The sequence below is a fragment of the Nocardia sp. NPDC004278 genome, from assembly GCF_053602975.1.
Map to the genome: position 1 here is coordinate 13,260 of NZ_JBSGEQ010000049.1, position 23,188 is coordinate 36,447.

The 23,188-nt window shown below is 65.4% G+C and carries 36 protein-coding genes; 2 read left to right on the plus strand and 34 right to left on the minus strand.

The window, feature by feature from the left end:
* Nucleotides 1–1,050: 1,050 nt before the first annotated feature.
* Together ACWEO2_RS39865 and ACWEO2_RS39870 are read right to left on the minus strand one after the other, a co-directional pair.
* A complete protein-coding gene (locus ACWEO2_RS39865; protein WP_452410108.1) occupies nt 1,051–1,659 on the minus strand; it encodes a transcriptional regulator in 609 nt (202 codons plus the stop codon).
* 246 nt (nt 1,660–1,905) lie between these two features.
* Entirely contained in the window at nt 1,906–2,691 is a 786-nt protein-coding gene (locus ACWEO2_RS39870; protein ID WP_452410109.1) for a hypothetical protein, read from the minus strand.
* 329 nt (nt 2,692–3,020) lie between these two features.
* On the opposite strand from ACWEO2_RS39870, the gene ACWEO2_RS39875 reads away from it, so the two are divergent.
* Entirely contained in the window at nt 3,021–3,209 is a 189-nt protein-coding gene (locus ACWEO2_RS39875) for a hypothetical protein (protein WP_452410110.1), read from the plus strand.
* Nucleotides 3,210–3,318: 109 nt separating this feature from the next.
* Here ACWEO2_RS39875 and ACWEO2_RS39880 read toward each other — a convergent pair whose 3' ends face one another.
* The 28 genes from ACWEO2_RS39880 to ACWEO2_RS40015 form a co-directional block, all read right to left on the minus strand.
* Nucleotides 3,319–4,431: a nuclease-related domain-containing protein gene (locus ACWEO2_RS39880; protein WP_452410111.1), complete on the minus strand. Its 1,113-nt coding sequence runs from the start codon at nt 4,429–4,431 to the stop codon at nt 3,319–3,321.
* Nucleotides 4,432–4,619: 188 nt separating this feature from the next.
* Nucleotides 4,620–5,051: a hypothetical protein gene (locus ACWEO2_RS39885; protein WP_452410112.1), complete on the minus strand. Its 432-nt coding sequence runs from the start codon at nt 5,049–5,051 to the stop codon at nt 4,620–4,622.
* A gap of 148 nt (nt 5,052–5,199) precedes the next feature.
* A complete protein-coding gene (locus tag ACWEO2_RS39890; protein WP_452410113.1) occupies nt 5,200–5,523 on the minus strand; it encodes a hypothetical protein in 324 nt (107 codons plus the stop codon).
* The gene (locus tag ACWEO2_RS39895; RefSeq protein ID WP_452410114.1) at nt 5,516–6,169 is read right to left on the minus strand and encodes a hypothetical protein; all 654 of its coding nucleotides are present in this window, start codon (nt 6,167–6,169) and stop codon (nt 5,516–5,518) included. The genes ACWEO2_RS39890 and ACWEO2_RS39895 overlap by 8 nt, the downstream gene beginning before the upstream one ends.
* Nucleotides 6,170–6,226: 57 nt before the next feature.
* On the minus strand, nt 6,227–6,574 hold the full coding sequence (locus ACWEO2_RS39900; RefSeq protein ID WP_452410115.1) for a hypothetical protein: 348 nt from the start codon (nt 6,572–6,574) through the stop codon (nt 6,227–6,229).
* Nucleotides 6,575–6,933: 359 nt separating this feature from the next.
* Nucleotides 6,934–8,421 (minus strand): PIN-like domain-containing protein, encoded by a 1,488-nt coding sequence (locus ACWEO2_RS39905; RefSeq protein WP_452410116.1) that lies wholly within the window; start codon nt 8,419–8,421, stop codon nt 6,934–6,936.
* A 250-nt stretch (nt 8,422–8,671) separates the two neighbouring features.
* Entirely contained in the window at nt 8,672–9,415 is a 744-nt protein-coding gene (locus ACWEO2_RS39910; RefSeq protein ID WP_452410117.1) for an NUDIX domain-containing protein, read from the minus strand.
* A gap of 23 nt (nt 9,416–9,438) precedes the next feature.
* Nucleotides 9,439–9,792: a hypothetical protein gene (locus ACWEO2_RS39915; RefSeq protein ID WP_452410118.1), complete on the minus strand. Its 354-nt coding sequence runs from the start codon at nt 9,790–9,792 to the stop codon at nt 9,439–9,441.
* Nucleotides 9,792–10,805: a hypothetical protein gene (locus ACWEO2_RS39920; protein ID WP_452410119.1), complete on the minus strand. Its 1,014-nt coding sequence runs from the start codon at nt 10,803–10,805 to the stop codon at nt 9,792–9,794. The genes ACWEO2_RS39915 and ACWEO2_RS39920 overlap by 1 nt, the downstream gene beginning before the upstream one ends.
* A 90-nt stretch (nt 10,806–10,895) precedes the next feature.
* Nucleotides 10,896–11,213 (minus strand): hypothetical protein, encoded by a 318-nt coding sequence (locus tag ACWEO2_RS39925; protein ID WP_452410120.1) that lies wholly within the window; start codon nt 11,211–11,213, stop codon nt 10,896–10,898.
* A gap of 163 nt (nt 11,214–11,376) precedes the next feature.
* On the minus strand, nt 11,377–11,586 hold the full coding sequence (locus tag ACWEO2_RS39930) for a hypothetical protein (RefSeq protein ID WP_452410121.1): 210 nt from the start codon (nt 11,584–11,586) through the stop codon (nt 11,377–11,379).
* Nucleotides 11,583–11,909: a hypothetical protein gene (locus tag ACWEO2_RS39935; protein WP_452410122.1), complete on the minus strand. Its 327-nt coding sequence runs from the start codon at nt 11,907–11,909 to the stop codon at nt 11,583–11,585. Before ACWEO2_RS39935 ends, ACWEO2_RS39930 begins: the two co-directional genes overlap by 4 nt.
* Complete coding sequence (locus ACWEO2_RS39940; RefSeq protein ID WP_452410123.1) at nt 11,906–12,088, minus strand: hypothetical protein; 183 nt, start codon at nt 12,086–12,088, stop codon at nt 11,906–11,908. The genes ACWEO2_RS39935 and ACWEO2_RS39940 overlap by 4 nt, the downstream gene beginning before the upstream one ends.
* A 68-nt stretch (nt 12,089–12,156) precedes the next feature.
* A complete protein-coding gene (locus ACWEO2_RS39945) occupies nt 12,157–12,504 on the minus strand; it encodes a hypothetical protein (protein WP_452410124.1) in 348 nt (115 codons plus the stop codon).
* 29 nt (nt 12,505–12,533) lie between these two features.
* Nucleotides 12,534–13,397 (minus strand): DUF6551 family protein, encoded by an 864-nt coding sequence (locus ACWEO2_RS39950; protein WP_452410125.1) that lies wholly within the window; start codon nt 13,395–13,397, stop codon nt 12,534–12,536.
* The gene (locus tag ACWEO2_RS39955; RefSeq protein ID WP_452410126.1) at nt 13,390–13,851 is read right to left on the minus strand and encodes a hypothetical protein; all 462 of its coding nucleotides are present in this window, start codon (nt 13,849–13,851) and stop codon (nt 13,390–13,392) included. The genes ACWEO2_RS39950 and ACWEO2_RS39955 overlap by 8 nt, the downstream gene beginning before the upstream one ends.
* Nucleotides 13,848–14,069 (minus strand): hypothetical protein, encoded by a 222-nt coding sequence (locus ACWEO2_RS39960; protein WP_452410127.1) that lies wholly within the window; start codon nt 14,067–14,069, stop codon nt 13,848–13,850. Before ACWEO2_RS39960 ends, ACWEO2_RS39955 begins: the two co-directional genes overlap by 4 nt.
* A 49-nt stretch (nt 14,070–14,118) precedes the next feature.
* Entirely contained in the window at nt 14,119–14,607 is a 489-nt protein-coding gene (locus ACWEO2_RS39965; RefSeq protein ID WP_452410128.1) for a hypothetical protein, read from the minus strand.
* The gene (locus ACWEO2_RS39970) at nt 14,604–15,170 is read right to left on the minus strand and encodes a hypothetical protein (RefSeq protein WP_452410129.1); all 567 of its coding nucleotides are present in this window, start codon (nt 15,168–15,170) and stop codon (nt 14,604–14,606) included. Before ACWEO2_RS39970 ends, ACWEO2_RS39965 begins: the two co-directional genes overlap by 4 nt.
* On the minus strand, nt 15,167–15,400 hold the full coding sequence (locus ACWEO2_RS39975; RefSeq protein ID WP_452410130.1) for a hypothetical protein: 234 nt from the start codon (nt 15,398–15,400) through the stop codon (nt 15,167–15,169). The genes ACWEO2_RS39970 and ACWEO2_RS39975 overlap by 4 nt, the downstream gene beginning before the upstream one ends.
* Nucleotides 15,397–15,879, minus strand: a complete 483-nt coding sequence (locus tag ACWEO2_RS39980) for a hypothetical protein (protein WP_452410131.1) — start codon at nt 15,877–15,879, stop codon at nt 15,397–15,399. The genes ACWEO2_RS39975 and ACWEO2_RS39980 overlap by 4 nt, the downstream gene beginning before the upstream one ends.
* On the minus strand, nt 15,879–16,190 hold the full coding sequence (locus ACWEO2_RS39985; RefSeq protein ID WP_452410132.1) for a hypothetical protein: 312 nt from the start codon (nt 16,188–16,190) through the stop codon (nt 15,879–15,881). The genes ACWEO2_RS39980 and ACWEO2_RS39985 overlap by 1 nt, the downstream gene beginning before the upstream one ends.
* Nucleotides 16,187–16,474, minus strand: coding sequence for a hypothetical protein (locus tag ACWEO2_RS39990; RefSeq protein ID WP_452410133.1), 288 nt, complete (start codon nt 16,472–16,474; stop codon nt 16,187–16,189). Before ACWEO2_RS39990 ends, ACWEO2_RS39985 begins: the two co-directional genes overlap by 4 nt.
* A gap of 67 nt (nt 16,475–16,541) precedes the next feature.
* A complete protein-coding gene (locus tag ACWEO2_RS39995) occupies nt 16,542–16,934 on the minus strand; it encodes a hypothetical protein (protein ID WP_452410134.1) in 393 nt (130 codons plus the stop codon).
* Nucleotides 16,935–16,939: 5 nt separating this feature from the next.
* On the minus strand, nt 16,940–17,353 hold the full coding sequence (locus tag ACWEO2_RS40000) for a hypothetical protein (protein WP_452410135.1): 414 nt from the start codon (nt 17,351–17,353) through the stop codon (nt 16,940–16,942).
* A gap of 74 nt (nt 17,354–17,427) precedes the next feature.
* Complete coding sequence (locus tag ACWEO2_RS40005) at nt 17,428–19,131, minus strand: FtsK/SpoIIIE domain-containing protein (RefSeq protein ID WP_452410136.1); 1,704 nt, start codon at nt 19,129–19,131, stop codon at nt 17,428–17,430.
* Nucleotides 19,128–19,601: a hypothetical protein gene (locus ACWEO2_RS40010; protein ID WP_452410137.1), complete on the minus strand. Its 474-nt coding sequence runs from the start codon at nt 19,599–19,601 to the stop codon at nt 19,128–19,130. The genes ACWEO2_RS40005 and ACWEO2_RS40010 overlap by 4 nt, the downstream gene beginning before the upstream one ends.
* A gap of 424 nt (nt 19,602–20,025) precedes the next feature.
* Nucleotides 20,026–20,811 (minus strand): GntR family transcriptional regulator, encoded by a 786-nt coding sequence (locus ACWEO2_RS40015; RefSeq protein WP_452410138.1) that lies wholly within the window; start codon nt 20,809–20,811, stop codon nt 20,026–20,028.
* 109 nt (nt 20,812–20,920) lie between these two features.
* Here ACWEO2_RS40015 and ACWEO2_RS40020 point away from each other — a divergent pair, with 109 nt between their 5' ends.
* Nucleotides 20,921–21,358 carry an NUDIX hydrolase gene (locus ACWEO2_RS40020; protein ID WP_452410139.1) on the plus strand — a complete coding sequence of 146 codons (438 nt, stop codon included), beginning with the start codon at nt 20,921–20,923 and terminating at the stop codon, nt 21,356–21,358.
* 135 nt (nt 21,359–21,493) lie between these two features.
* Here the strand turns inward: ACWEO2_RS40020 and ACWEO2_RS40025 are convergent, their stop codons facing one another.
* The 4 genes from ACWEO2_RS40025 to ACWEO2_RS40040 all read right to left on the minus strand — a co-directional run bounded on the left by ACWEO2_RS40025 (nt 21,494) and on the right by ACWEO2_RS40040 (nt 23,166).
* Entirely contained in the window at nt 21,494–21,871 is a 378-nt protein-coding gene (locus ACWEO2_RS40025; RefSeq protein ID WP_452410140.1) for a hypothetical protein, read from the minus strand.
* Nucleotides 21,871–22,266: a hypothetical protein gene (locus ACWEO2_RS40030; RefSeq protein ID WP_452410141.1), complete on the minus strand. Its 396-nt coding sequence runs from the start codon at nt 22,264–22,266 to the stop codon at nt 21,871–21,873. The genes ACWEO2_RS40025 and ACWEO2_RS40030 overlap by 1 nt, the downstream gene beginning before the upstream one ends.
* Nucleotides 22,267–22,429: 163 nt before the next feature.
* Entirely contained in the window at nt 22,430–22,825 is a 396-nt protein-coding gene (locus ACWEO2_RS40035) for a hypothetical protein (protein WP_452410142.1), read from the minus strand.
* 17 nt (nt 22,826–22,842) lie between these two features.
* Nucleotides 22,843–23,166, minus strand: coding sequence for a hypothetical protein (locus ACWEO2_RS40040; RefSeq protein WP_452410143.1), 324 nt, complete (start codon nt 23,164–23,166; stop codon nt 22,843–22,845).
* Nucleotides 23,167–23,188 lie beyond the last annotated feature (22 nt).

Consider the following 23,188-nt stretch of genomic DNA (forward strand, 5'->3'; position numbering starts at 1 on the left):
CACCTGCTCCGGGGCGAACCCGCAGATCTCCAGGTATTTGGTCAGCAGTTTGGGTTTGGGGAAGCCCTTGTACTTCTTCGGATCACCGGCATAGTGATAGACCGTCGATTTGCTGAATTCCCCGGCACCGAGACGGGCGATGTTGGCCTTGGTCAGCCCCGAATCCTGCTGCGCCCTGGCGGTCATAGCCAGGAATTCCTCGCGTAGCTCTTCGTAGGACGAGCTTTCGAGGTCGAGAACCAGATTCAGTTCGGTGCCGACATACTCGGTCACCCTGACGGCGGTGGTCACTGCGGTCGGCAGGGGTCATCGACATCCCGAGACCGGCGCAGCGCTCGACCTAGCCATGCGCCACGCTCCACATCTGAACGCTGCACACTCCTCGGTGCAGTCGACACAAGCCAGGCCACCCGTCAACTCCTTCGCATCTGCTTCACGCATGAGCCCTTGAGTCGCGGAATCACTTGCCCACCCAGCCGATCCGGATCGACGTTGGTCTCGGTCCGGATCCACCAGCGTGGTACCGGCCGGGCGAGCATGCGCGCCTGTTGAGCTCTAAAGCCTCAGCGATGCAACCCGTTTGAAAGTTCCCGCACCCCCATATAGCTACCTGGCAGCTACCGCACGTGGAACCTCCGGGCTGCACCGGGGCCGTTACCAGTCTGTCACCTCTTTCCCGCACACCACCACCCCAAGTGCCTCAAGAACTACATCGGTGCAATTCCGTACAGGCACATCGGCGCGCTGACCACGGCCAACGCGCCGACCAGCGATTTGGAATCGTTTCCAGGCCCTCTCACCCTCCATTTGGACTCCAGCACCTCACAAACTGCACAAACCCGTTGTGCGCCAACATAAATCTGAGCCAGACCTACAAGTACGCAGTGCGTGGCACCCGACCACCCCGCTCGACGCCGACCGCGCACCGAACGCCCCGCCGCCACCACCGAGCACGATGAAATCCCCCGTGCCGGAACGCTTCAGCAGACTTACGGTGAACTCTGTTCGGCCCCGACCTACACACTCGCGGGTCGGGGCCTCCGTGCTGTGTTATGCGGCAGCGGTTTTCGGCAGGTAGGCGATCGGGCCACCGGATCGTGCTGTCGACCGGCCGCCGAGGATCGTCTTGACCACCTCGCGGTCATCGACGGTCAGGTCCGGCGCGATGTAGTCCAGCTCGGGCACGCCGAGCTCACGCACCCGGCCGACCAGCTTCGCGGTGTAGGCGTGTCGGATTTCGATGTACGGGTCACCGGACTTGTTGATCTTGGGCACGCGCAGGGGGTCGCCGTCGACGCCGGCAACCTTTAGCACCGTGACCGGGAATCCGGCCAGGGTCACCGGCAGGAACTGCGCGGCGACGATCAGCTCCGGGTTCGAACGCCAATACATGCGGTCGGACTCGACCACCTCTTCGTTGCTGAGCGTGGCGGATTCGCCGATAACCTTCCTTTTTGGATCGCCGTCGAGTGCGGGTGAGATCAGCGCTTGCCGCAGGACTGGCTGGTCGCCATCGGATTCGAGGGTGAACCGTGCGGCCAGGCGCAGAATCCGGTCGATGTCGAGGTCGGGCAGATACCCAGAGTCGAGGAGCAAGTCGATTCCCCGTGGGTTCATCTGCAGCAGGTCGGCGGCCTTCGGCCGCGACAACTGACCCATGGGGCTACCGACCGGGGGGACTTGAAAGATGTTGGGCCGCATCGCGATCCCTTTCCAGGTCAAGCGGAAGATCGCTCCGCGTGGCGAGCTGACCGAACTCACATGGCCGATCAACGAGGAGCTACAGTACTCGCACCCGCTTCCCATAGTGCACAAATTCGGTGTACTACATCGAATTTCATTGCTACATCGAGCGAGTAGTGGGCGCCAACGATCGGTTCGAGGTGTCAAGCACCCGCCCGTTCGCTAGCTGAGGCGGCTACGAAGGTCGTCGACTTCGGCACTTCCGAAGATGTGCTCATCCAGCGATGGACCAGGTTCTCCGAACTGGAGGCGGTGCTGCCGCTGTTCCTCGCGATGCCACTCTCGGAGAACTGTCCGCACCCGCTCGGCGCTGGTTCCCTCGCGTTGGAGGAGGTCGACAACTTCGTTCTTGTTCAAGGCTTTCGCGCGACCAGTGGTCGGCTTTTCAGAAGTCGTGATGGTCGTCGATCTGTGTCGGCGTGCTCGCCGCCGAGAGTCTTCGAGCTGCCACCGATGCTCGGGGTCGAAACGATCGCCCGAGCGAACCATCCTGTCGCCCAGAGGTTGCACCTGCTCGGGTGCGTTCTTCCGTACCCAGGCCATGCCCTGCTCTGTGAGTCGGGCAACCCATACCTCGCGAGTGGCCGGCGGCCGACCATGCCAGCGATAGGCCCACTGGCCCAGGAGATTCAAGTCCACGGATATGAGCCTGGCCTCGGCCAGGCCGCGCTGCTCCAGCGTTCGCAGAGCTCGCCGGTACGGAACTCGTCGGCTCCGTTTGAACTCCCTGTCACGGGGAACCGTCGTCCGCTTCGCCGCGTATGCGAATCTCTTCGCATGGTCGGTTTCGACCAGATGGAACTGCGAAATGGCAAACCACGACCCAAGATCGTCGCCGGTGTCGAGATCTGGATGTATGGCCATCTCCATCCAGCGACCATTGAAATTCTCGGCGCAGTAGAGCGCCACCAGTAACCGGCGTTGAACCGTACCCAGCCCTTGCGACACAACGAGATTCTAAGTGTATCCACCGTGTCGGTCGGCTCTGCTGGAATGATTTTGCCTCGAAATGAAGGTGCCCCCTTCCCGACTGGTCCTCGGGAAGGGGGCGAACACCAATGTCCGGTTGCAACGAACTATTGGAGGTAGTAGTGACCTTAGCGGGTCCCCCCATCTGGGAAAACCCTGGAATGGGGGCTGAAAGTGAACCGGCGCAGGTTCGTGCTATCCACTCCGCGTCCACTCTCGGGGCTGCGGAGTCCGGGGAACGTGGCTGGGTCGGCTCGCACGATTCCAGCTCGGTAGAGGTGGAGAACCAGCCACTTACCGTCGGCGCCGTGACGAACCACTTTGAACAGCAGTCGAATCCGAGCAACGAGAATGTTGCCCCAATGCCGGATCGCGGCGGACGGGGCAACCCCGTCAAGACCTTCTTCTCCGCGGCCGCCGGAGCTTTCGTCGGGCGCGCTTTCGGTGACCTCGCGAGCAAGGCTGCCCAGCGGCTTTTGCCGTGGCTTCTCGGGTAGCGAGATAGGCAGGCCGCGCGGTGGCGCACAACGCGAACATGTTGTGCGCTACCGCGGTCCGCTCACGACAGCAGGCGAAAACGCTCGCCTGTCAGCGAAGCCGTACTTCTCAGCAGCCCTGTTGGAACGGGAAGCCCCCATGGGCGGGTGCCGGCGCGGCCGGAGGTGGTGCCGCTTCGGTGACCGGCGCCAATTCGGGTGCTTGGGCTTGCTCGGGCGCTGGCGATTGCTCAGTGACCGAACTCGGAGAGGGCGAGTTATCGCTGGCATCGGAGTTGCTGCTGTCCGTGACGTACCAGAGTCCGCAGCCGATCGCGGCGAAGACGGTGGCCGCCAACACGGCGGATCGCACCGGCGTTCGGCGGCCGCGGCTCCCACTCGAATTCGAGGCCGTGAACGGCACTGCGTAGTCGTCGTTCAAGTCATCGGCGGTGTAGGTGTCCGTGCGTCCCAAGTCCCGGTTCTCGATGACCGTCCGGCCAGCGTCGACGTCGGCGTAGGTCACCGGCGGCGACATGATGGTGGGTGGCGGTGGGTCCCATGATGTTTCAGCAACCGGTGCTTGCTCCTGGCCCGCCGCCGGGGCGTGCTCGGACGGGAAGCCGAGGCCGAGCAGCTTGGTGTAGGAGACTGCGTCGTCGCGAATGTCCAAGGCGGCGAGTAGCTTGAGCACCAGATCCGCGGTCCATGGGGTTTCGCTTCGGCGGGCGGCGCGGTAGAGCTGGGCCAGCAGCTCGTTGGGCCGATCACCCAGCAGGACATCGCGTCCGACCGGCATCGGGCCCTTGTTCAGGGTCACCGTGGTGCGATATTGCGGGATCACCAGGACCAGTCCGGCGACGAACAGATCGTGCCCGCCTGCCTGTTCGGCGAGAGCCTTGAGGTCGTACATGCGACCGGTCACCTGGTCCATGGGGTTGTTGTCACCGGCGCGCACGTGGACCGGGTCACCGTCGACGTCGCTGAGGTGCCAGCGGGCGTTGATTGGGCAGGTCAGCACGCCGCTGGCGCGCTTGAGGATGCCTTTGACCTCGATGACGAAGCAGGTCTGTGGGGTGATGACCACGAGGTCGGCTTCCTCGCTGCGGCGGCCGCGGCGGTCGGGGATGTAGCAGCCCGATATCGCGATCGCCGGGTTGGCCGAGTGGGACTGTAGCCAGCCGACGACTCTTTTCTCGGTTCCCGGCATTTCGCGGTCGCCGTTGATGACCAGCATGGTCATCCCTCCCCTTCGGGTTTGTTCTGAATGTGGCGGTTTCGGCACGATAGCGCCTGGCTCTGACAAACTTTCGGCATCGATCTTGTTGCGCGACAACACTTCTCATCGGATCCATATCCATGGTGGCCCATCGTTCGAGGCTGGTGCCGTTTTCGGCCGATGCCGATAGGTGGCCCGGGGCATGCGATGCGCTACAGGTCCAGCCTCCAGGCGGGGCTGGAGCCGCTGCCGATTTCAGCTGGGGCGGGCGCCGGTTCGGAGCAGAACATCCAGCATCTCGATGTCGATGTGGTCGCGGCCGTCATCGAATTCGAGTGCGAGGTCAAGACAGTGGTGCGGGCCGGATCCGCGGCTGCGGCGGGATCGGAGGGCGCGGGATCGGCTTCCACGCAGAACATCACGCATCCGTCGGCGCGGGGCGCGGTGATGGTCATGGGGATCATCGTCTCGGCGGGGGCGCGGTTGACGGTCAGCAGCAGTGCGCCCTGCAGCGCGATCGCGGCGGCGAAGAGGGCGAACAGCAATGTTGGTGTGCGGAACAGGAATTCGGCGGCGCTGCCGATTCGGTGCGCCAGCGCGCGAGCGATGCGGGTCGGCGGATTCAGTGTGCTGAGCTGGGACATGATCTCTCTCCCGAAGTATCGTCCGATTCGACTGCTGACAGTCTAGCAATGCAGACTGCCAGCAGTCTATATCTGGCGCGGCTGCAAAGATCGGAGGCACGAAAAAGCCCGGAGCTTGTGCTCCGGGCCTCTCTCGGTTCGTGCGGGGTTAGGACTTCCCTCGGCGGATCGCGTCGACGAGTTTGTCCCATACGTCTTCGTCGTCTTCGGCGAGTTTGACGAGGGCTTCCACCATGTGGCGGCGGTTGATGGACACCTTGGAGCGGCCGACGCGTTTGCCGGTGGCGCCCGCCAATCGGGCGACCAGGTTGTCCCACTCGGCCGCCTGCTGCGGGTCCATCTTCAGCGTCCAGGTCAGCAACTCCTCCTTGTCCGTAGACGCGGGGGCAGGGGCGAGTTGCGATCCGCCAGCCAACGCCGAGGCTACGGACGCTTGGATTTCACTTGCACGGATCTCACGCGGCTCAGCCATTGGTCGAATCCTTTTCTGTTGGAACGATGTCTAGTTCGCCGAGCACGTCGGAGTACGACTTATCGACGTAGGTGGTGCGGAAGCTGTAGCCGATGGACTCCTTCAACATGATCATGGTGCGGAAGGTCGGGATGCCCGACGCTGCGAGCTGTTTGGGCACTTCCTTGGCGTGGCCCGCGCTCGCTCGCACCTGCACCAGCAGCACGCGAGGAATCACCGGGTTGTGCTTGTCGACCTCTGCGGCTAGGGCGAGTGTCTGTGGCAGCTTGCGGATATCGGCGGGGTACGGCTTGACCGGGATGATCAGATCCGTCCGGTTGCTGTTCTTGTCGCCTCGCTCCGGCCGCCACAGCGCTTCCCGCAGCAGCTTCTCGCGCTTCGGCTCGACATCCACCACGGAATACCGATAGTTGCGCTCCATCTCCGGCAGACGGGCCAGCCCATGGGTCATATCAACCACATCGATCCGGTGCCGGCGATCCCCATTGCCAAGTGCCAGAAGCTTTTCGCGGACTGCGTTGATCCACTCCAGCGCCATCAGATCGGTGTCGGCCTCAGCCACTAGAACCGGCCCCAGGCCCAGCAGGGACAGCCAGATAGCGAACTGGCAAGCGGTGGTGCTCTTGGCCGCACCGCCTTTCAGCATCCCTACCACTAGTCGCCGAGTCATATCGACAGCATAGACTGTCAAACTGTCATCAGTCTAGCAACGGACAGCGCGGTCTTCGAGGCGCGCGCCGAGCACCGCGGACCAGACGCCGACACCGGTCGCGGCCGCCAGCAGTGCGAGCATCACGCTTCCACCGCCGGCGTAAGACACGACGCTGCCGCGAGGCAGACCGCCGCCGGGAAGAAGCTCGCCCAGGTCGCCCGGGACGGCGACGAGCAGATCGACCTCATGGTCGGGCGGTGGTCGCGTATCGGCACCCACATGCCCGGGAATAGCAGCCATCCGGGCACGCAGGGCATCGAGCTGGGCGGCTCGGGGGAGGGCAGCAAGCGATTCTGCGGGCGACCCCTCAGGTCGCTCGCTGACCGCTCGTGACTCCATAGATTCGAACATATGTTCGCATATAATGACACGGCTTCAGAGTCGATGTCGACTACCCACCCGCAGGTCAGAGCCTATTCCGGGCCGTCCACCCGGCTGTGGCAGCGAACGGCGTTGCCGCCCAACGCAAGTCCGGTGCGAGATTGAATTGTCATTCCGGCGCCCGGGGGACTCGGGTACCGTCGCAGAGTCTTATCGTCTGCTCTCAGTCGATCGAGATGGTGCGCAGATCGCTTGGGCACGTCTGCACTGAGACAAGGCAGGCGTACGCCCTACTCGCCGACAAGAAATCCGCGCCGCCCGTCAGCGAAGGGCGAGAACTTGAGCGCCTGTTTGCTCTGGCGGAATCCAGCCAGGCGCTACTCGTCAAGAGAATCCGAGTCCGACGCTGTCTTCTTGGCGCTTTGGCCGCGTGTGGACTTCTTTACTGGCGTGGACTTCTTGGCACTCGGAGCCTTCGCCTTGGCTGCGTCACTTTCCTCAGCGGTGTGCTTCGACACACCTTGGCGATCTTGAGCGTTCGCTGCGGCGAGGGCCGCCTGATATGTGGGATTCAAGTTCTTGAGCGTGGAATCCCGAAGGCCAGCAAATGGATTCAAGTTCTTGAGTGCGGCATCCAGGCGCGCAGTTGGATTGAAGTCCTTGAGCGCGGCATCCAGGCGCGCGGTCGGATTCAAGTCCTTGAGCGCGGAGTCAAGAGAGGCAGCGGGATTCCAGCCCTTGAGCGCATTCCCATAGATCTGTTGGGTTGCTTGCATGATTCCAGCGGCCTGATCGGAGTAGAGCCCATCGACCCAACGAGTGTCGATCGTGCCCGTGACCTCGGGAGAGAAGGCGCGCGCATATGCTCGCGCCGCCGGAGCTGCCACGACGGCGTCCTTTACCTGTTCAGGCTGCTCGGAGATGCGGCCCAACCGAGAAGCTTCGTCGACTGAAGCTTCGCTGACTTCTGCAGCAAGGTGCTCTTGCGCGAGGGTCAGGAAGGTTCGCGCGTCGACGAGGTGGAAATCCTGATCCGCCCGATCCCGCATCTCTTTGACCAGTTCTGACCGCGGGCCGATATGCACACCGTCCTCGCGCACCCAGTCCGGCTTCTGCTCGTTGGTGATCATGAGGACCGGCATCTTGCGCTTCTCTGCTTCACGCATGGTCTGCTCCCACACCAGGAAGTCGCCGATCGAACGATCGCCTCCCTTACTGGAATCGCGGTAGCCCGGCGGAATATTCGCAGTGAGGCGCTGCTGGCCGATTCTCTGAAGGCCAGCCAAGATGCTCACCTCGAACGGATCACCGATCTTCTCCTCCAGCAGCAGCAGCACCTCCTGCAGGATCGGATCTGAATCGGGATGAGCGTCAGGATCGATCACGGCACCGGTATCAGCCGTTTCGTCCAGCTCAGCGAGAACCTTTATCAACGCGCCAGCTAGGTGCTCGGCGATCGGCTGAACAGACTCATCCCCGAGACCGCGGCGCCTAGCGAATTGGGCGATCGCAGCCACTGCTACGTCAAGGACATTGGCAAAGTCGCGCTCCAGGTTGTCTCTGACGTCGTGCCGCTGGCGGATGACAGTGGTTCGGCGCTCGAAGAACTCGTGACCTGTCTGGTGCGGTATCCACAGACGATTCCCCAGGAGGCCCAGTACTTGCAGATACTGCGCGCGGGTCGTGTCGGTGAATCGGTACACATCCAATAGAGCGTTCGTATCGAGTACCACAAGACCGTCTACGACGAATCGGCGCAAGGCAACACTGCTCGGAGGGAAGTAGCCCGGAAACATGGTCTTCATGCTCGAGCTTTTGGTACGTCGACGCGTGGGCTTCGCTGCGCCAGAAGAGGTGTCGGACACCTGCTCAAGCCTAAAGAGCCTGAGTCGCCGAGCCTGCCTAAACCCGGGGTGTCACTGTGCGGGCCCATCAGCCCCCGCACCGTGGCATTCCGTACCGGGCCCGGCGGACAATCGGCGTAGACCCTACTTACGGCAACAGCCCACCTGCGATTTCGAGCAGATGGGCCGTTATCTGCGCGCAGGCGCGCAAGGTCATGACGGAGATCGACGCGTTGTGCCGTAGTACCCCCAGACGGGCGGCGGGTGTGAGTCAGCCCATATCGAAGCGCAACCCGACGACCTCTTGGACGTGGGCGCGGCCGCCGACCACCGTGGTCACGGTATGAGTGTCATGTCGGCGGACGTGTGCCACGGCGTCAGCGAGGATCTGCGCGTGATCGAACGCCAGCTGATCGGGCTGGCCGAGGATATGCGCCACCGGGAGCCAGCGAGCCGCGCGCGCGTCGTCACCAGCCGTGGGTGTGGGCATGTGATCGAGCAGGGCGACATAGGCGGCGCTGACGTACCGGCCCCGAGGGTCGCGGCCGGGTGCGCTGTAAACACCTACCTGTTCGAGCACAGCAGCGAGAAGACCGGTTTCCTCGCGCAGCTCCCGGCGGGCGGCGTCCTCGAAATCTTCGCCGGGGTCGACGTGCCCACCGGGGATTGCCCACCGCCCCTGGAAGGGCGGCTTCCCACGCTCGATGAGAAGGACGTGCAATTCGCCGTCGTGTTCAGCCAGCGCCACCACGTCAGCGGCCAAGCGGACAGCCGAGATCGTCGGCCCGGTGGTTCCGAATCGAGCGGCGGTGCGGGCGCGTTCCCCGGCGCGCAACTCGATCAGCGTTTCTACGGCCATGAATGCGCGGTCGAACTGCTCGCCCATCACACGTGATGCGCGTTCGCCGCTGCTGGTGGTCGCGAGCCGGGCGGCAGTGGTGAGCGATTCCAGCGCCTGCCGCAATGCCTTGTCCGCCGTGAGTTCCTGCTCTGGGGTGGTGTTTTCGGTCGTCATCAGGTGTTTTCCTTTCGGTTCGGTCAGATCCGGAAGCCGCGAATGCGTTTGACGGTGGCGGCGATGGTGTCGGAGTCGCGGCCGTCGACCTCCAGGCAGGCCGGGCAGTACGGCGTTTGCGGGTACGGCGGGAGTTCGGGCCAGTTCGGATCTGCCCACATCAGCTCACCGCACAGGGCTTGCGGGACGCGCCGGAACCGTCGCGGCGCCCACAGCAGCAGGCACGCGATCACCGAATCCCAGTAATCCACGATGTGTTCGACCTGCGGGGGTTCCGGAGCTCGGTCCAGGTAGACCATCTCCCGCCGAGGATGTTCCTGGTGGGCGCGGATCATGTCCTCCAGCAAGGCGCTGGGGCGAACTTCCTTGTCGCGCATCAGTATCCGGCCATATCTCGAGCGCAGTTCCACAGCTCGCGGGGACTGTGTCCGTCATGGAGCAGGCCGACGAAGATCTCCAGCAGCTCGGCGTTGGCCTGCCGGCCGTCGAACAGGTCGTCGACGCTGGCGCCACACGCCTGGCGGATAGCCCGATCGCTGTAGCGGTGGCCGGCGAAGAACTTCGCCTGTCCGACCACCGCGTCGGTGAACGCGGCGTGCAGCTCGGGGTCGACGTCGATGCAGTCCAGCAGCCAGGCCGGGTTGTTGATCGTGGTGGCGGCGGGCAGCTGCTGCTGGACCAGGCGGCCACGCTGATGCAGGCACAGCGACTCGCACACCATCTCCAGCGAGGACAGCGGGCCGCGACGGCTGGCCAGGCTGAGCAAATCGGCGGCGGCGGTCACCTCCTGAGCGAGCACCACTCGATCTGGGTACGCGTCGTAACCCACGTTCTGGACCTTGGTTTCGGGATTGAACGCTGTCGCCATGACCGCGGCGTGGACCAGGTCCGCTACATCGGTCGGGACTCCCGCGTCCAGGCAGCGGGTGCGGGCGGTTTCGGCGGAGGTCCGCTCGTCGCCTCGGTCGGGGCCTTGCCCCTCCGGCAGCAGGGACCGCCCGCACAGCTGGGTGTGATCGTGTGCGCAGGCCGCGGTGAACGTGGCCGCACGCAGCATCGGACCGATCACCTCCCGTCCGGCCGCAGAGTTGACCGCCTGGGCGAGTTGCAGAACGCCGCGCGGCACCCCGGCTCCGAGCGGGCCAGCGCTGGTGTGCCCGTCCGTGCCGCCGTTGTGGTAGCACATCAGTACGTCGGACTCGACGGTTCCCGAGGCCCAGCGCGGGGCGGCCGGTGATCCGTAGCGATCGGTCACCTCGGTGATGAACTGTGCGCCCAACTCGATCAGCACCCGCGTGTGCGGGTCGGCGAGCAGGCACGGATCCAGGTCAGCGACCGCGTCGAGCGTGGCAGCAATGATGTTGTCCGACATGGGAATGTTCTCGCTCATCGTGTTTTGCCCTTTCCGGCGCAGCGAGTGGTGTCCGGTGTCGCCCGACTTGTGCAGCCGGGCGACACCGGGGTTCGTGGAGGTTGTGCCTCAGGCCGCTGCGGTGAGGGCGAGGCCGGTCTTCTCGGCGATCCGGGTCAGGATGTGGGTGCGCAGGGCGCGGGCGACGGCGGCGGGATCGGCGGGGGTGTAGCCGTCCTCGAGTGCGCCGCGGCCACCTTGGGTCTGGATCTCGAGCAGTTCGTGCAGCGCGGGCGCGGCCGTGGTGGCGTCCTCGGCGTGGTCGCGCATCGCGGTGAACATCGCCGGGCCGGGGGTGTTGCCGAGGGCCAGGGCGAGCACGGCGTCGACGAGCTGGTTGGCGCGTTCGGTGATGGCGGGGGTGAGGTCGGCGGTGGTGTCCTGCATCGGGGGTGCCCTTCCGTCGTTGGAGAGTCGGAGCGGGAACCGGGCATGTATCAGATGTTCGGTTCCCGCTGCGTCCTCGTGGTGATTTCACCAGCCTAGCAGGCTAGACTGTTAACAGTCTAGCTTTCGTGATTGTTGACGTGTTGATTCCAAAAATTGCTGGTCACAGCGCTTGCCAGCCGAGAACGAATCCCGCCGCGAATCCGGTTGCGATGCCGATAGCGACAGCGGCCGCCGTTGTGGTGGCGGAGATCCCCTGGCGGTGCGACGGTGCGGATTCGAATCGCACGGTGGCGACCAATGGCTGTGGCGCTGGTCCGCCGTACTGTGCGCCGGTCGGTCCTTCGAAGGTGGGATAGATGGTCTTGGTCATGGCAGCTGAGTCCTATCCAGGTCGGCGATCCAGATGGTGGTGGTGAGCCGTGCCTGCAGCGCGGGCGCGACGGCGGCCGGGTCGACGGTGAGTCCGGCACGGGCGGCCGGACCGAGTGAGCCGATCAGGATGCCCAACTCCGAACGCAAGGCATCGGCCGCGGATATCAACCTGATCAGGTGGCCGCTCTCGGCGATATCTATCAAGGTCAGTGCGGCACCGGCGACATCGGCGGTACGGTCGGCGAGTTCGGCGACCAGGGCGTCGATGAATTCCGCGGTTGCGGCGGACGCAATCGCGGGTGGTTCCAGGACGGTGGTCATGATGCTCGCCGCCGCAGACGACGAAGATCGCCGAGCTGGTAGATCACGGCACTGTCGGCGGCGCTTTCACGGCGACCGCAGTCGGCGCATACCATCTGCGGGCCGGCGTCGGTGTCGACCTCATCCATCGGCGCCAGGCAGTTCGGATTCGCGCACAAGATGTCGGTTCCGCGCTTCATGAGCATCTCCTTCCTCGGTCCTCGGTGTTCGGCATTTTTTCTCCTTTTCTTCCTTTTCTTCCGTGGGGTCATATGTGGGCGCGGTCGACCAGGTCCTGCTCGTCGGCGAAGTGGGCGGTCTTCGGGTCGTCGGCGTCGACGAGCACCAGGCGGCGGGCGCGGGAGATCCGGTCCGGGGTGATGAATCGGAACGCGAAGGTGGGGTTGGTGTGCTGGTTGGGGTGGATCAGCACGAACAGCCGATGTCCGTCGGTGGTGCCGAAGGGCAGCACCATGGCCAAGCAGTCCTTGAATGCGCCGTTGTCACCGCCGTAGCTGCCGGTGATGGACCAGATCGATTCCTCTTCGGCCAGCAGCCACGGCATGCGGGACACGATTTCGAGGTTCACGGCCTGATCGCTCACGGTGTTCGACATGAGGTTCTCCCGTTCTCCGGGTGCGGGCGTCAGGACTTGCGGGCGAGGTGGGAACGGTCGAGTTTGGGGCTGAAGCAGTTGTTGTAGGTGGTGAGCATGTATCGCGCGGCGAGCGTGCCGATCTCGCCCTTTTCGGTTTCTCGCAGTGCCTGGGCTCGGGCTTTGACCTGGCGGGGCACCATCTCGATGAGCACGTCGTAGAGGCGGCTGTGGTCGACCTTGGCGCCGTAGGTATGCAGGATCAGTGCCAGCCCGAACACGATCGGGGCGTCCACGGACTCCAGGCGCCGCCCCCACACGTCGACGATGATCTGCAAGGTGTCGGCGAGCAGCTGGACACCGCCCAGGCGGTGCACCCGCTCGAGGGTGTGAACGCAGCGGATGTTGCCGTCCTTGGGGGCCATGGCGATCACGAATCCGGCGTCGGCGACGGTGCTCTCGACATCCAGGACCGCGATCTCCCCGGCAGCGCGGCGGGAGCGCCACCGATCCCAAGTGCTCAGATTCTTGGTCTTGGAGTCGATTTCGTGAAACAGGATCGCTTCTTGGGTGACCGAGAGACCGGTGTGGACGTTGGCGACCAGCACCAGGTACGGGTCGCGCAGGCCCGCCGCGGCCCACCGGTGCTGTCCGTTGATCAGTGCATAGCGGCCTTCAGGGTTGTGGGGCCCGCGGTCGGCTACATCGACGACGCCGACCAGACGCGGATCCCAGCTCTTGGCCATACGTTTGGCTCGGGCCACGTCGAGGTCGCGCTGATAGGTGTGGTCGACGAACATCTCGGTGATCGGGATGGCCGCGATATAGACAGTGCGGTCTTCTCGATCGGCGGCAGGCAACTCGACGACGACAGCGGCGGCTTGGCGGTCGAGAACTGCGGTGGTGTCAGGCATGGGTGTATCCCTTGGCTCGAGCTGCCCGAGCGGCGCGCGTCTGCGCAGCGGATCGGGCGGCAATAAGGTTGCTGCGGTTGTGGATTCGCTGGATCTGGGCGTCGACGCGGGCGCCGAGCAGCAGCTCGGATGCCTCGTCGATCAGCGCGGCGGGCCGGTCGAGATGCCCACATGGGTTGGTCCAGGTCTGCACGCGGCCGCGCCATTGCGGGAGTCCGCGGGGTTCGCCGCAGCGCGGGCAGTGTGTGCCGATGTCGACGGTGAGCACCGGCCCGTAAAGACCCAGCGCCCACCATGGGCCGCCGATGCGGTCGCGCAGGGTTACCGTCTGCAGTGATCCGGGCTCGACCTCTTCGGTCTGGGCGTGCCGAGCCATGGTGTCGGGCTCGGTGCGCGCGATATCGGCCTCGCGCCGGATCCAGCGTCGTTTGCGGAAGCTGCGCAGCCAGGTCATCGGGCTTGGCCTCCGTTCTTAGCGTGCAGCTGGTCGACGGTGACCTGCACCAGTTCGACGTGCAGCTGGTGGGCTTGGCGGACGGCGTCGTCCTCCCACGGCGGGGTCGGGGTCATCTGCTGGCATGAGCACGATCCGACACACAACTCGCGGCCGGCCGATGCGGGCACCGGCTCCATGAGCAGCTGGTGCGCGGGGTGAGTGTTGTTGCTGGTCATCGGGTTTTCCTCCCTCTCGCGGCGATCGAATACGGTTCCGGTCAGGCGGCTAGCCATCGGAGAGTTCCGAATCGGTGTCGGCTTCCCACGGCTCGTAGTGGCCGCATTCGTGGCAGTGGGCCAAGTGCTCGATGCCGATCTCGATATCGGCGTCGCGGCCGGGGATCTTCGCCATCGGCGCACCGCAGCAGAAACCGGGCGGATCGATGGGAGCTGGAGGCCTGGACCTGAGCGCGGGCTTCGGCGGAAGCGATATCCGGATAGCCGCGATCTCGCGGGCCCGGGCCAGTCCGTCGGCCTCGATGAGGACGGCGGCCGGGTCGTCGCGGTGCCCGCACGGGTTGACCCATCCCCACAGCCGTGGAGTGCTTCGGGGTGAACCCACAGGCAGGCAGCGAGGACAGTTCGCGGCGATGGTGACCGTGCGTGGGCGTGGCCGCAGCCGACCGAGCACACCGGTGCGGGTCGCCACCGTCGCGCTCAGCAGCCAGGGATCATCGACGTCGATCCCGGTGGTGCTCTTGAACTTTCGTTTCACATCTCCTCCTCGGTTGGGGCGGTGTTGAGGTCGGTCGCGGTGGTGACGGCCACGCGGGCGGCTGCCAGGGCGCCGCTGATTCGCGCGGCGCGCTGCGGGTCGTGGTGGGTGCGGTAATGGATCCCGGCGACGGACTCGGCCAGGCCCAGCAGATCCGCCGCCGAGGTGAATGCGTCAGCAAGCCAGCGCGGTCCGAGTTCGAGGTCCTCGGCCTCGACATCCAGGTGCGGGCGCAGCCCGGGCGGCAATTGCTCGCGGGCCTGCATCAGGAACCGGCGCAGGCCTTCGCCGTCGTCGTCGATCTCCTGGTCCTCCATGCCTTCCAGCGACAGAATCACTTGTTGGAGAATGGTTTTCGCGTGCTCGGCCGCTTCGAGGGCGTGGCCGAGGTGGCTGATGCGCCCAAGCATGGTGAGCACTGCGGAACCCAGCTGCCCCAGATCGGCGGCCGCGATATCCGGCAACTCGCGAGCGGTCTGCTCGGCGTCGTGGGGCTCGATGTGGTCCTGCAGCCGTGTGTCAGCGTCTGCCGGTTCGTCGGATTCGAAGATGGCGATGTTCATCGGGCACCGCCACCGGATTCGAGGTGTGCCCACATGTGCCGCGCCGCCGCCGAGGGTGCGTGTTCCCATTCGGCGCGGATGACATCCATGCGGTCCTGTGCGGCGTGCAGCTGCTCGATGGTCAGGTCGTCGGTGGCGGCGGCCGCGGTGAGCTGAGCCGCGAACGCCTGGACCCGGGCGAGGTCCGCGCGCAGACGTTCCTGCCACTCGGGAACGACGGTGGTGGTCATCGGATACCTCCGGACGGGGTGGTAGTCGGATCGAGCATCGTGAGGGCTTGACGCAGCACGCTGCCCGAGAACTGCAGGTGGGAGTCGATGGCGCGCGCGGTCGGGTCGTGATCGGCGCCGGTGATGGTGACGGTGATGGCGTGCGCGGCCTCCGCGCGGGCGATCAGCTCGAGCGCGGCCGCGATCAGGTCGGTCAGGCGGGGGAATCCGGCGTCGGGTGCGCCAAGGAGCGGTCGCAGCAGGACCGGCAGCGCGGCGTGGAGACGGTCCAGGTCGATCGAGCCGCCGAGGTCGGCGAGCTCGGTCAGCGAGCTGTAGAGGCGGTCACCGGTGTCGGAACTGCACACCAGATTCGCGGTGGCCGGTGTGCTGCCGACCTGGGCGAGGACTTCGGTGAGGTGGTTGGCCCAGGCGGCCAGGTCGGTGGCGGCCGCGTCGGAGAGAGTGGCGCGGTCAGCGCGGGTGTAGGCGGTGGTCATCACTGCTGCCCACCCGCCTTTGCCGCGGAGCGGGCGCGCGGGCTGATCCCGCACAGCGGGCACCGCCGCGCCGCGCCGCCGGTGATCTTGAGCTGGCGTTCGCGGCGGCGGGTCCCGTCCCAGGTGCGGGCCAGCGTCCAGGCGATTCCGGCCTGGCCGATCACGGCGAGCAGGCGCGCGCCGCGACCGGCGCGGTGCTCGGCGAGACGGGCGTCGAGATCGGTGGTCCAGCCGGTGTAGTGGCGGGCGTGACGGTACGGGCGCTCGAAATGCAGCAGATAGACCGTGCCCTCGACGTCTTTGGTGCTCACAGGTCATCACCCCAGTCCCGGTGGATCGGAGCGCCGAGCAGGTGGTGCAGGTTCTCCGGGGTCTGGGTCCGCACGCTGTCGACCAGCGCGGCGGCGTTGAGCGGGTGCTCGCCGGAGTCGAGCAGCGCCGTCCCGAGGCGGTCGGCGTGGTCGGCCAGGTCAATGACGAGCTGGTAGAGCGACTCGGGGTCTTCCAGGCCGGTGAGCATGTCCGCGGCGCGGCGGGCCACCGCCGCGATTTCGGTGCCGAGCGCGGCTTCGGTGCGGGTGGTGGTGTTTGGCATCGGATTCCTTCCGTAATCTGAGGTGGAAGGGACCAGCCCGGTATCAGCGGGCTGGTCCCTTCGCCATTCACGGGACGCGGCAGCCGTCTGGGGTGCGGACGTCGGCGGCGGTCAGCACTTCCAGCGCGGTGTGTTTGATGCGGCAGAGCGCCCGATCGGGCACACAGTCGAAGTGCTCGTCGAGGACTTCGCGTGCTTCGTCTGCGGTGAGGGGCCCCGGATCGGTGCAGGACCAGCGCGAGTCCACCTCCTCCGGGCCCTGGATCGGGCCGGTGGCGGGCAGGGCATCGGGCGGTGTGTCCGCGACGAGCACTGCGCCGAGGGCGTCGATCATGTCGTCGACCAAGGCGACCATGTCCTGGCGGGTGCGCACGCGGCGGGCGCGGCGGCGGATCTGAGTACGCAGAGCAGCCATCTCGTCGTCGGCGGTGGTGCCTCGAAACGGGTGCAGCAGCGTCATCGTGATCACCGGGCCGAAGTGGTGTCGGCGAGCACGTTGGCCGGGCGCCACGGGCTTGTGGTGGTGCCGGTGTCGCTGATGCGCACGTTGCGCACCATCAGCCGCAGCCGGTAGTCGCGGCGGCGGACCCCGAACACACCGCGGGCCATGGCGGTCACGTCGAACATCTCGTTCTCCGCGCTCTGACGGTCACGGAAGATGCTGGGGCCGCGGCCTTCGGGCTCGGCCAGGCGCAGCGAGAGCTTGCGCCACCACCGACCGCGGGGCAACAGAATCGCGAACTCCTCACGCAGCTGCGCAGCGATTGCGTCGGCGTTCGGGGAGGCGTCCAAGGATGCCTCCAGCGCGTCGATCGCGGACCCGATTTCGTCGATCAGCACGGTGAACGGCATCTCGGCGGGGCTGAGGGTGGTGGTCATCAGGGTGATTCCTTTCGATGAAACGGAACAAACAGAATTCTAGACTGTTAGCAGTCTTGCAGTCTAGAAGTTATTTAGGCGCTGTCCTCGTCATCCGCAGTGGCGACGTCGAGCTCGTTACCGATCGCGTCGGACAGCGCATCGGCCTCAGCGAAGGCCTTGGAGATGGCGTCGTCCTCGCTCATGCCGTCCTCGGCCGCCTCAGCGCTCTCGTTGTCGGCGTTCTTGCCGTTGGAGGGACCGTGGAAGGCGAGGATCGAGGCGGGAAGATCGCCATCCGGGAGGGCTGGGGAGGTGCGCTTGCGGGTAGTCATCGGCAGCACCTCGGCCGCGCGGCCACTGCCGATGCCGTCCTCTTCGGCAGCGGCAGCGCCACCGGTGTAGTTCTCCACCTGCTCGGCGATCCGGTGGTCGAACGGCGGGTACATGCGCGCGAACCGGTCGAGATCCGCGGGGGTGACGTAGTAGGCGCGGACCCGCACGATCTGGCTGCTGCCCTCATCGACGACGTAGGCCATGCCTTGGCTGTCGCGGTCAGGGATGGAGGTGTTCGCCGCGCCGCGCTCGATGGCGTGATGGTCGCCGTAAGTCATGACCACCTGCTCAGGCGATGCCATGCGCATGCCGACGCGGATCTGGAACAAGTCCCGCAGCATGCCGAGGATCGCTTTGTTGCCGAGCTGGGTGTAAGCCGACACCGAGACGCCGATCGCGCGGCCGAGCCGCATGATCGAGATCAGCAGCCGCAGGAACTCTTTGCGGGTCTCGGGGTTGTCGAGCAGCTCGGCCAGCTCGTCGACGATCAGGTGATACATCGGCGCGTCCGGGGTGGGAGTGTGCTTGTCGACGCCGCGGCGTTCCATGTCGCGGCCGCGCTTCTCCACCACCTCGTAGCGCAGCCAGCGCAGCACTTTCGCGCCAGCTTTCTCGCTGGTCGCGGCGTAGTGCAGCAAGCCCTTCGCCTTGGCTGCCTCGATGCCGAACTTGAAGTCCAGCATGATGTTGACGACCAGGCCGTCGCGGGCGGCCGGGGCGGTCGCGACCAACGCGCTGTGCACGAATCCGGACTTTCCGGCACCAGGGACGCCGACGCCGAGCCAGTTGCGTTCCAGCAGCGGCACCAGCCAGAAATCGCCGTCATCACGCAGACCGGGATTCAGCTTGGTCAGGTCGACCGGCTCCACCGGGACCGGCACCGGGATCGCGTTCTCGAGGGGGTCGCGGGTGCGCACGTCCAGGCAGATCAACTGCCCCTTGTGCTCCACAACGCGCACTGCGTCCACATCCAGCGCGACGGTCAGCTCCTCGAGCTTCGCCGCGTACTGCTTGGGGGCGTGGCCGGGCAGCATCCGCAAACGGACACGGGCGCCGACCGGTACCGGCCAGATGCCTTCATCCGGAGGGTAGGACCCATACGACGGTTCCAGCACCGGCCAGGATCCGGGCTCTCCACGCGTCGGGTTCGGCTCGGTACCCATCCCGATCGCCGACCACAACGTGACCGCCGACCACGGATCGGTCAGCCTGCGCACCACATGCCGCACCGAATGCGGGAAGCTGTCGAGCCAGTTGTCCCATGCGGCTTGGTTGGCGGCCGCGGCCCGCGCGGCCTGGGTGCGCTTGGACACCTTCGACGCCGCAACCAGCACGACGACCGAACCAACAGCGGCCATCACCGCGAAGACTCCGGCCGGGCCGAACGCGAACGCGGCTGTGGCGATGACCAGGAAACTGAGAGCGAAGATCAAGACAAAAGCGACGAATCCGAGCTCGATCACGCCGCACCTCCAAACAGTGGCGTGACCGTGGCCATGTTGTCGGCGGCCGCGGTGCGGGTGAATACCAGTTCGATCAGGGCGGGTCGGTGATCGACCAGCCGCAAATTGCATGTGGCCGCGCCGAACGCCACTGCCAAACCACGCAGCTGTCCAGCGAAGTCGGTGGGGGCCTGGCCGGGCAGCATCCGGACTCGCACCACATCGGCGGCGCGACGCAAGGTCACCGAGGCCAGCTTCGGCACCAGCAGCTGGTGGTTCTTCTCCACGGTCAGCCCGGCATCGTCGAGCGCGCGGGCCCACCGAAGCCGATACCGCAGCCACCGCGCTCCACGCCCCACAGCGAAGGCGATGGCCCCCGCAACCAGCAGCAGCGCGGCCGCGACGAACGCCATCCCGACCAGCACCGGAACCACCACAGCCCCGACACGGGACGCCAGATCCGCCGGCCACAACGGGTGGGTCAGAAACACCAGCCCACCTGGCACGCCAATCAGCATGAACGCGTTGACAAACGGGGTCGGCTTACGGATGTGCGGCGATTGTGACGATGCAGGAGAACGTCTTTCGGTCATGGCTTCACCGTCGTCCCGCCGCGCGGCGTGTCGGGAGATAGCAAGACATAGCAAGCACAAACGCCCTGTTGGCAACCGAACCGTTGCTCGGCATTGGCAAACTCGACCGCCCCCACGCAGAGTTGCGGTGCTGCTTGTTCTTCTGGCAGCAGCTCATCGCGATGACCATCGCGTCTTCCTTCCGCCGAAACTCACGTTCGACTTGAGCGCGGGCAATGCGCCCAACTCCTCTAGACAAGTGCCAGTCTAGGCCGATACTTACCTAGTCGTCTAGGTAAGTATCGGCCTAGACTTAGTTCAGATGGCCACCGACGCGGCTCACTTATCGGGCAGGGAACTCGTATTCCAGCAGGTAGGCGCTGGAGACTTTCACCGTGTCGCACACTTCAACGGCGACATCGTTCACGTCGTATGCGGTGCGAACCACCGTAATTACCGGAACGTTGGTCCCGATCTCAAGCTCGCGCCGTTCGTCTGGAGTCGGCATTCGGGCGCCCACCTCTTCGATGAACCGTGAGAGGACGTGCCCGCCCTCCTCCAGCCGGGCATAGATTCCACCGGGCCCGGTATCGACCTGTTCGATCATGGTCCCACTGGCGAACGCAGCCGGGATGTACGAGGTCGCTAACTCAACCGGTCGACCGTTCGCCAGATATCGCCTCTCGCGCACCACGACCTCGTGCTTCGGCCCCAGTCGGAGCCGTTCGGCCACAACATCATTCGCCTGTTCACGACGAACGACAATCCGATCGACACCTGGGGCGAACCCCGACTTTTCCGCCTCGACCGTGAACGCCGCCTTGCCCTCGGATCCAGCTCGATGTTTCCGGGCGAATCGATCCGACGCCAGTCGTCGAATGGGCGCTTGTGGCCGCACGAACACACCACGGCCATGCTCAGACTGAACAAGCCCCTCGGACCGCAGCTCTTGCACCGCCTGGCGGACTGTCATACGAGCAACACCGAAGTGCGTCATCAGTTCGGCTTCGGATGGCAGCCTGTCCCCTGGGTTTATTCCGCCCGATCGGATCGCATCCCGCAGTATCGACGCGATCTGACGAAACGGTGGCCGATCATCCGATCGATCCACCGTTTTCAAGGTCAACATCGCACTGCCTTCCGGTTTCCGCTGCTCAACACGTCTAGGCCACCTAGTCTAGGCTAGAAATAGCCTGCGTCTTCAGCGTGACGCAGCAAGCCGGATGGGAGCAGAACGAGTGACCGCCACGCCGAAACACTCTGTGAGTGTCGCCGGCATAGTCATCGACAACCACGACCGGATCCTGGTGATACAGCGCCGGGACAACGGTCATTGGGAGCCACCCGGCGGGGTCCTCGAACTCGATGAGTCCTTCGAGGAAGGCGTTCGCCGCGAGGTCTTCGAAGAGACCGGCGTGACCGTGCAGGTCGACCGACTCACCGGCGTCTACAAGAACATCACTCGCGGAATCGTTGCTCTTGTCTTCCGCTGCACCGCTTTACGCGGACAAGCCCACCCAACCGCTGAAGCTGCCGAACTTCGCTGGATGACCGCGGAGGAGGCCCGCGCTGTCATGGACCCCGCGTTCGCCATCCGTGTCCTCGATGCCTTCGAACCGGCAGTGCAACTGCGCGCGCACGATGGCGTGAATCTCGTCCTTTCGTCTACTACCTGAGCGCTTCCGGAGTTCCTGATGTGAGTGGTGGCTCGGTCGCCCCGGACAGGACGTTTCCCGATGAGTCTGGTGTGGGCTCAGCCCGTGTTGTACCCGGCGATGGTTTGCCCACGGCCGTAACTCGGACGATCCAATTCATTGATCGCCTTCTCCTCCCTGCTCGCGAAGTCGGCGGTCGGCGCGCTCGAAGAGCACGCGTACTCGCCGCTCGGCCTCGGCAATTTCCTCGGCGGTCGGCTCGGCCTGGTCGCCGCCGCCGCGGCGGGCCGCTTCCTCGGCCTGGTACTGGATCTCGTGTTCGGCTTCGGTTTCCAGGGATCGGGCTGCTTCTTCGGCTCGCTCCCGGGCCGCCTCGGCGGGATGTGCGCGCTCCCAGACAGCCGCGTCCCGGGCCGCGTCGGTCAGCAGCCGAGACCGGCACGCCTTGGAGACCCATTCCGAGAAGTTCTCCCCAGCTGCCTGCTGTATCCGCGCGAACAGAACGTCGTCCATCTCGATGATTGCGGTTGCCATCAGCCCACAGTAGAAGCGTGCTCGCGACGGGATCCAGGTATGAAGACCACAGCGAGGACGACCAAGCCGGCGCCAGCTGCCAGGCCACGCGCGAACGCCGCCGGGTAGAGGCTGGGAAACCGTTCGATCGACGTGCAGAACGCCACAACGGCCATGCAAGCGCCCATGCCGAAAAGCCCTTGGCGGGCAGCGCGATACAGCCGTGGTTGCGCCCGGCGTTCCCACACGAGGGCTATCCCGGCGAGATACACCATCGGCGGGATAAACCAGGTCAACCACGCCATGAATGCGGGCAGATGCATCAGCGCGGTGCCCGCCGGCCCGATGGCGAGGGCGGCTTCTACACCGCAGGCGATGACCACTGCGGCGGCTGGGCCGTAGCGGATGGCCGTCAATCGGCGTTGCCCAGCTTCACCTCTCGGCGCTGACGAGCCACGAATTCCTGAGCCCCATCCCATTCTGGGATCTTGCCCGACACTACCGACAGCTTGCGCGCGAAATCATTGCCACTGCAATGGATCTGAGACTTTGGTCCCTAACGGCCGTCATCCGGATCGATCACGGCAGGCTGTCGAACAGCACCTCTGGGTCCAGACTGGTCATCAGTTCGGCGCGATCGGTGAGTATGTACCAGCCTCGTGTGGTGGCCTCGGCGACGGCGTGGGCAGCGCTGATCAGGGTGTCCGCGTTGTCTTGGTGGCCGCGGCGGCGTAGCAGCGCGCCGAGGTCGGCGGCCGTGGCGCGGTCTAAGACCGAGATCATGGTGTGCGGGGCATCGAGCAGCACGGCGAGGGCATCGCGGTCGCGGTCGGTGGATTCGGCTGCGGCAAGCACCGCGGCCGGCACCAGGACGGTCCCGCCGTGCTCGACGAATGACCAGTAGATGCCTTGCGGGTATGGGTGGTTGTGGATCCAGCCGAGTACGGCGGCGGTGTCGAACACGATTCCGGACACCGCTGGAACGGGTCGGTTCACGCAGCGCCCGACCGCGATTCGGGCGCGGTAGCCCAGGCCTGGGTGCTGATCGCGTCGGCCTGGTCTTCAGTCAACGGCGGTAGTCCTTGCAGCGCGCGGCCGCGGTTGATGAACTCCAGCGGGGGCCGTTTCGGGCCGCTGGCGCCGCCGTGGACGGTCTCGACGGCGCGCAGTGAGGCGGCGCGGTCCATTCCGGCCTGCAGTTGGTCGGTGACGTACTCGCTGACGGACTTGATGCGCCCGTCCTCGCGCCACTGCTCCAACGTAGAGGCCACGTCCTCAGGGATGGTGACTGTGACTTTCCGCGTCTTCTTCGCCATACCGAAATTGTATCGGGTATGG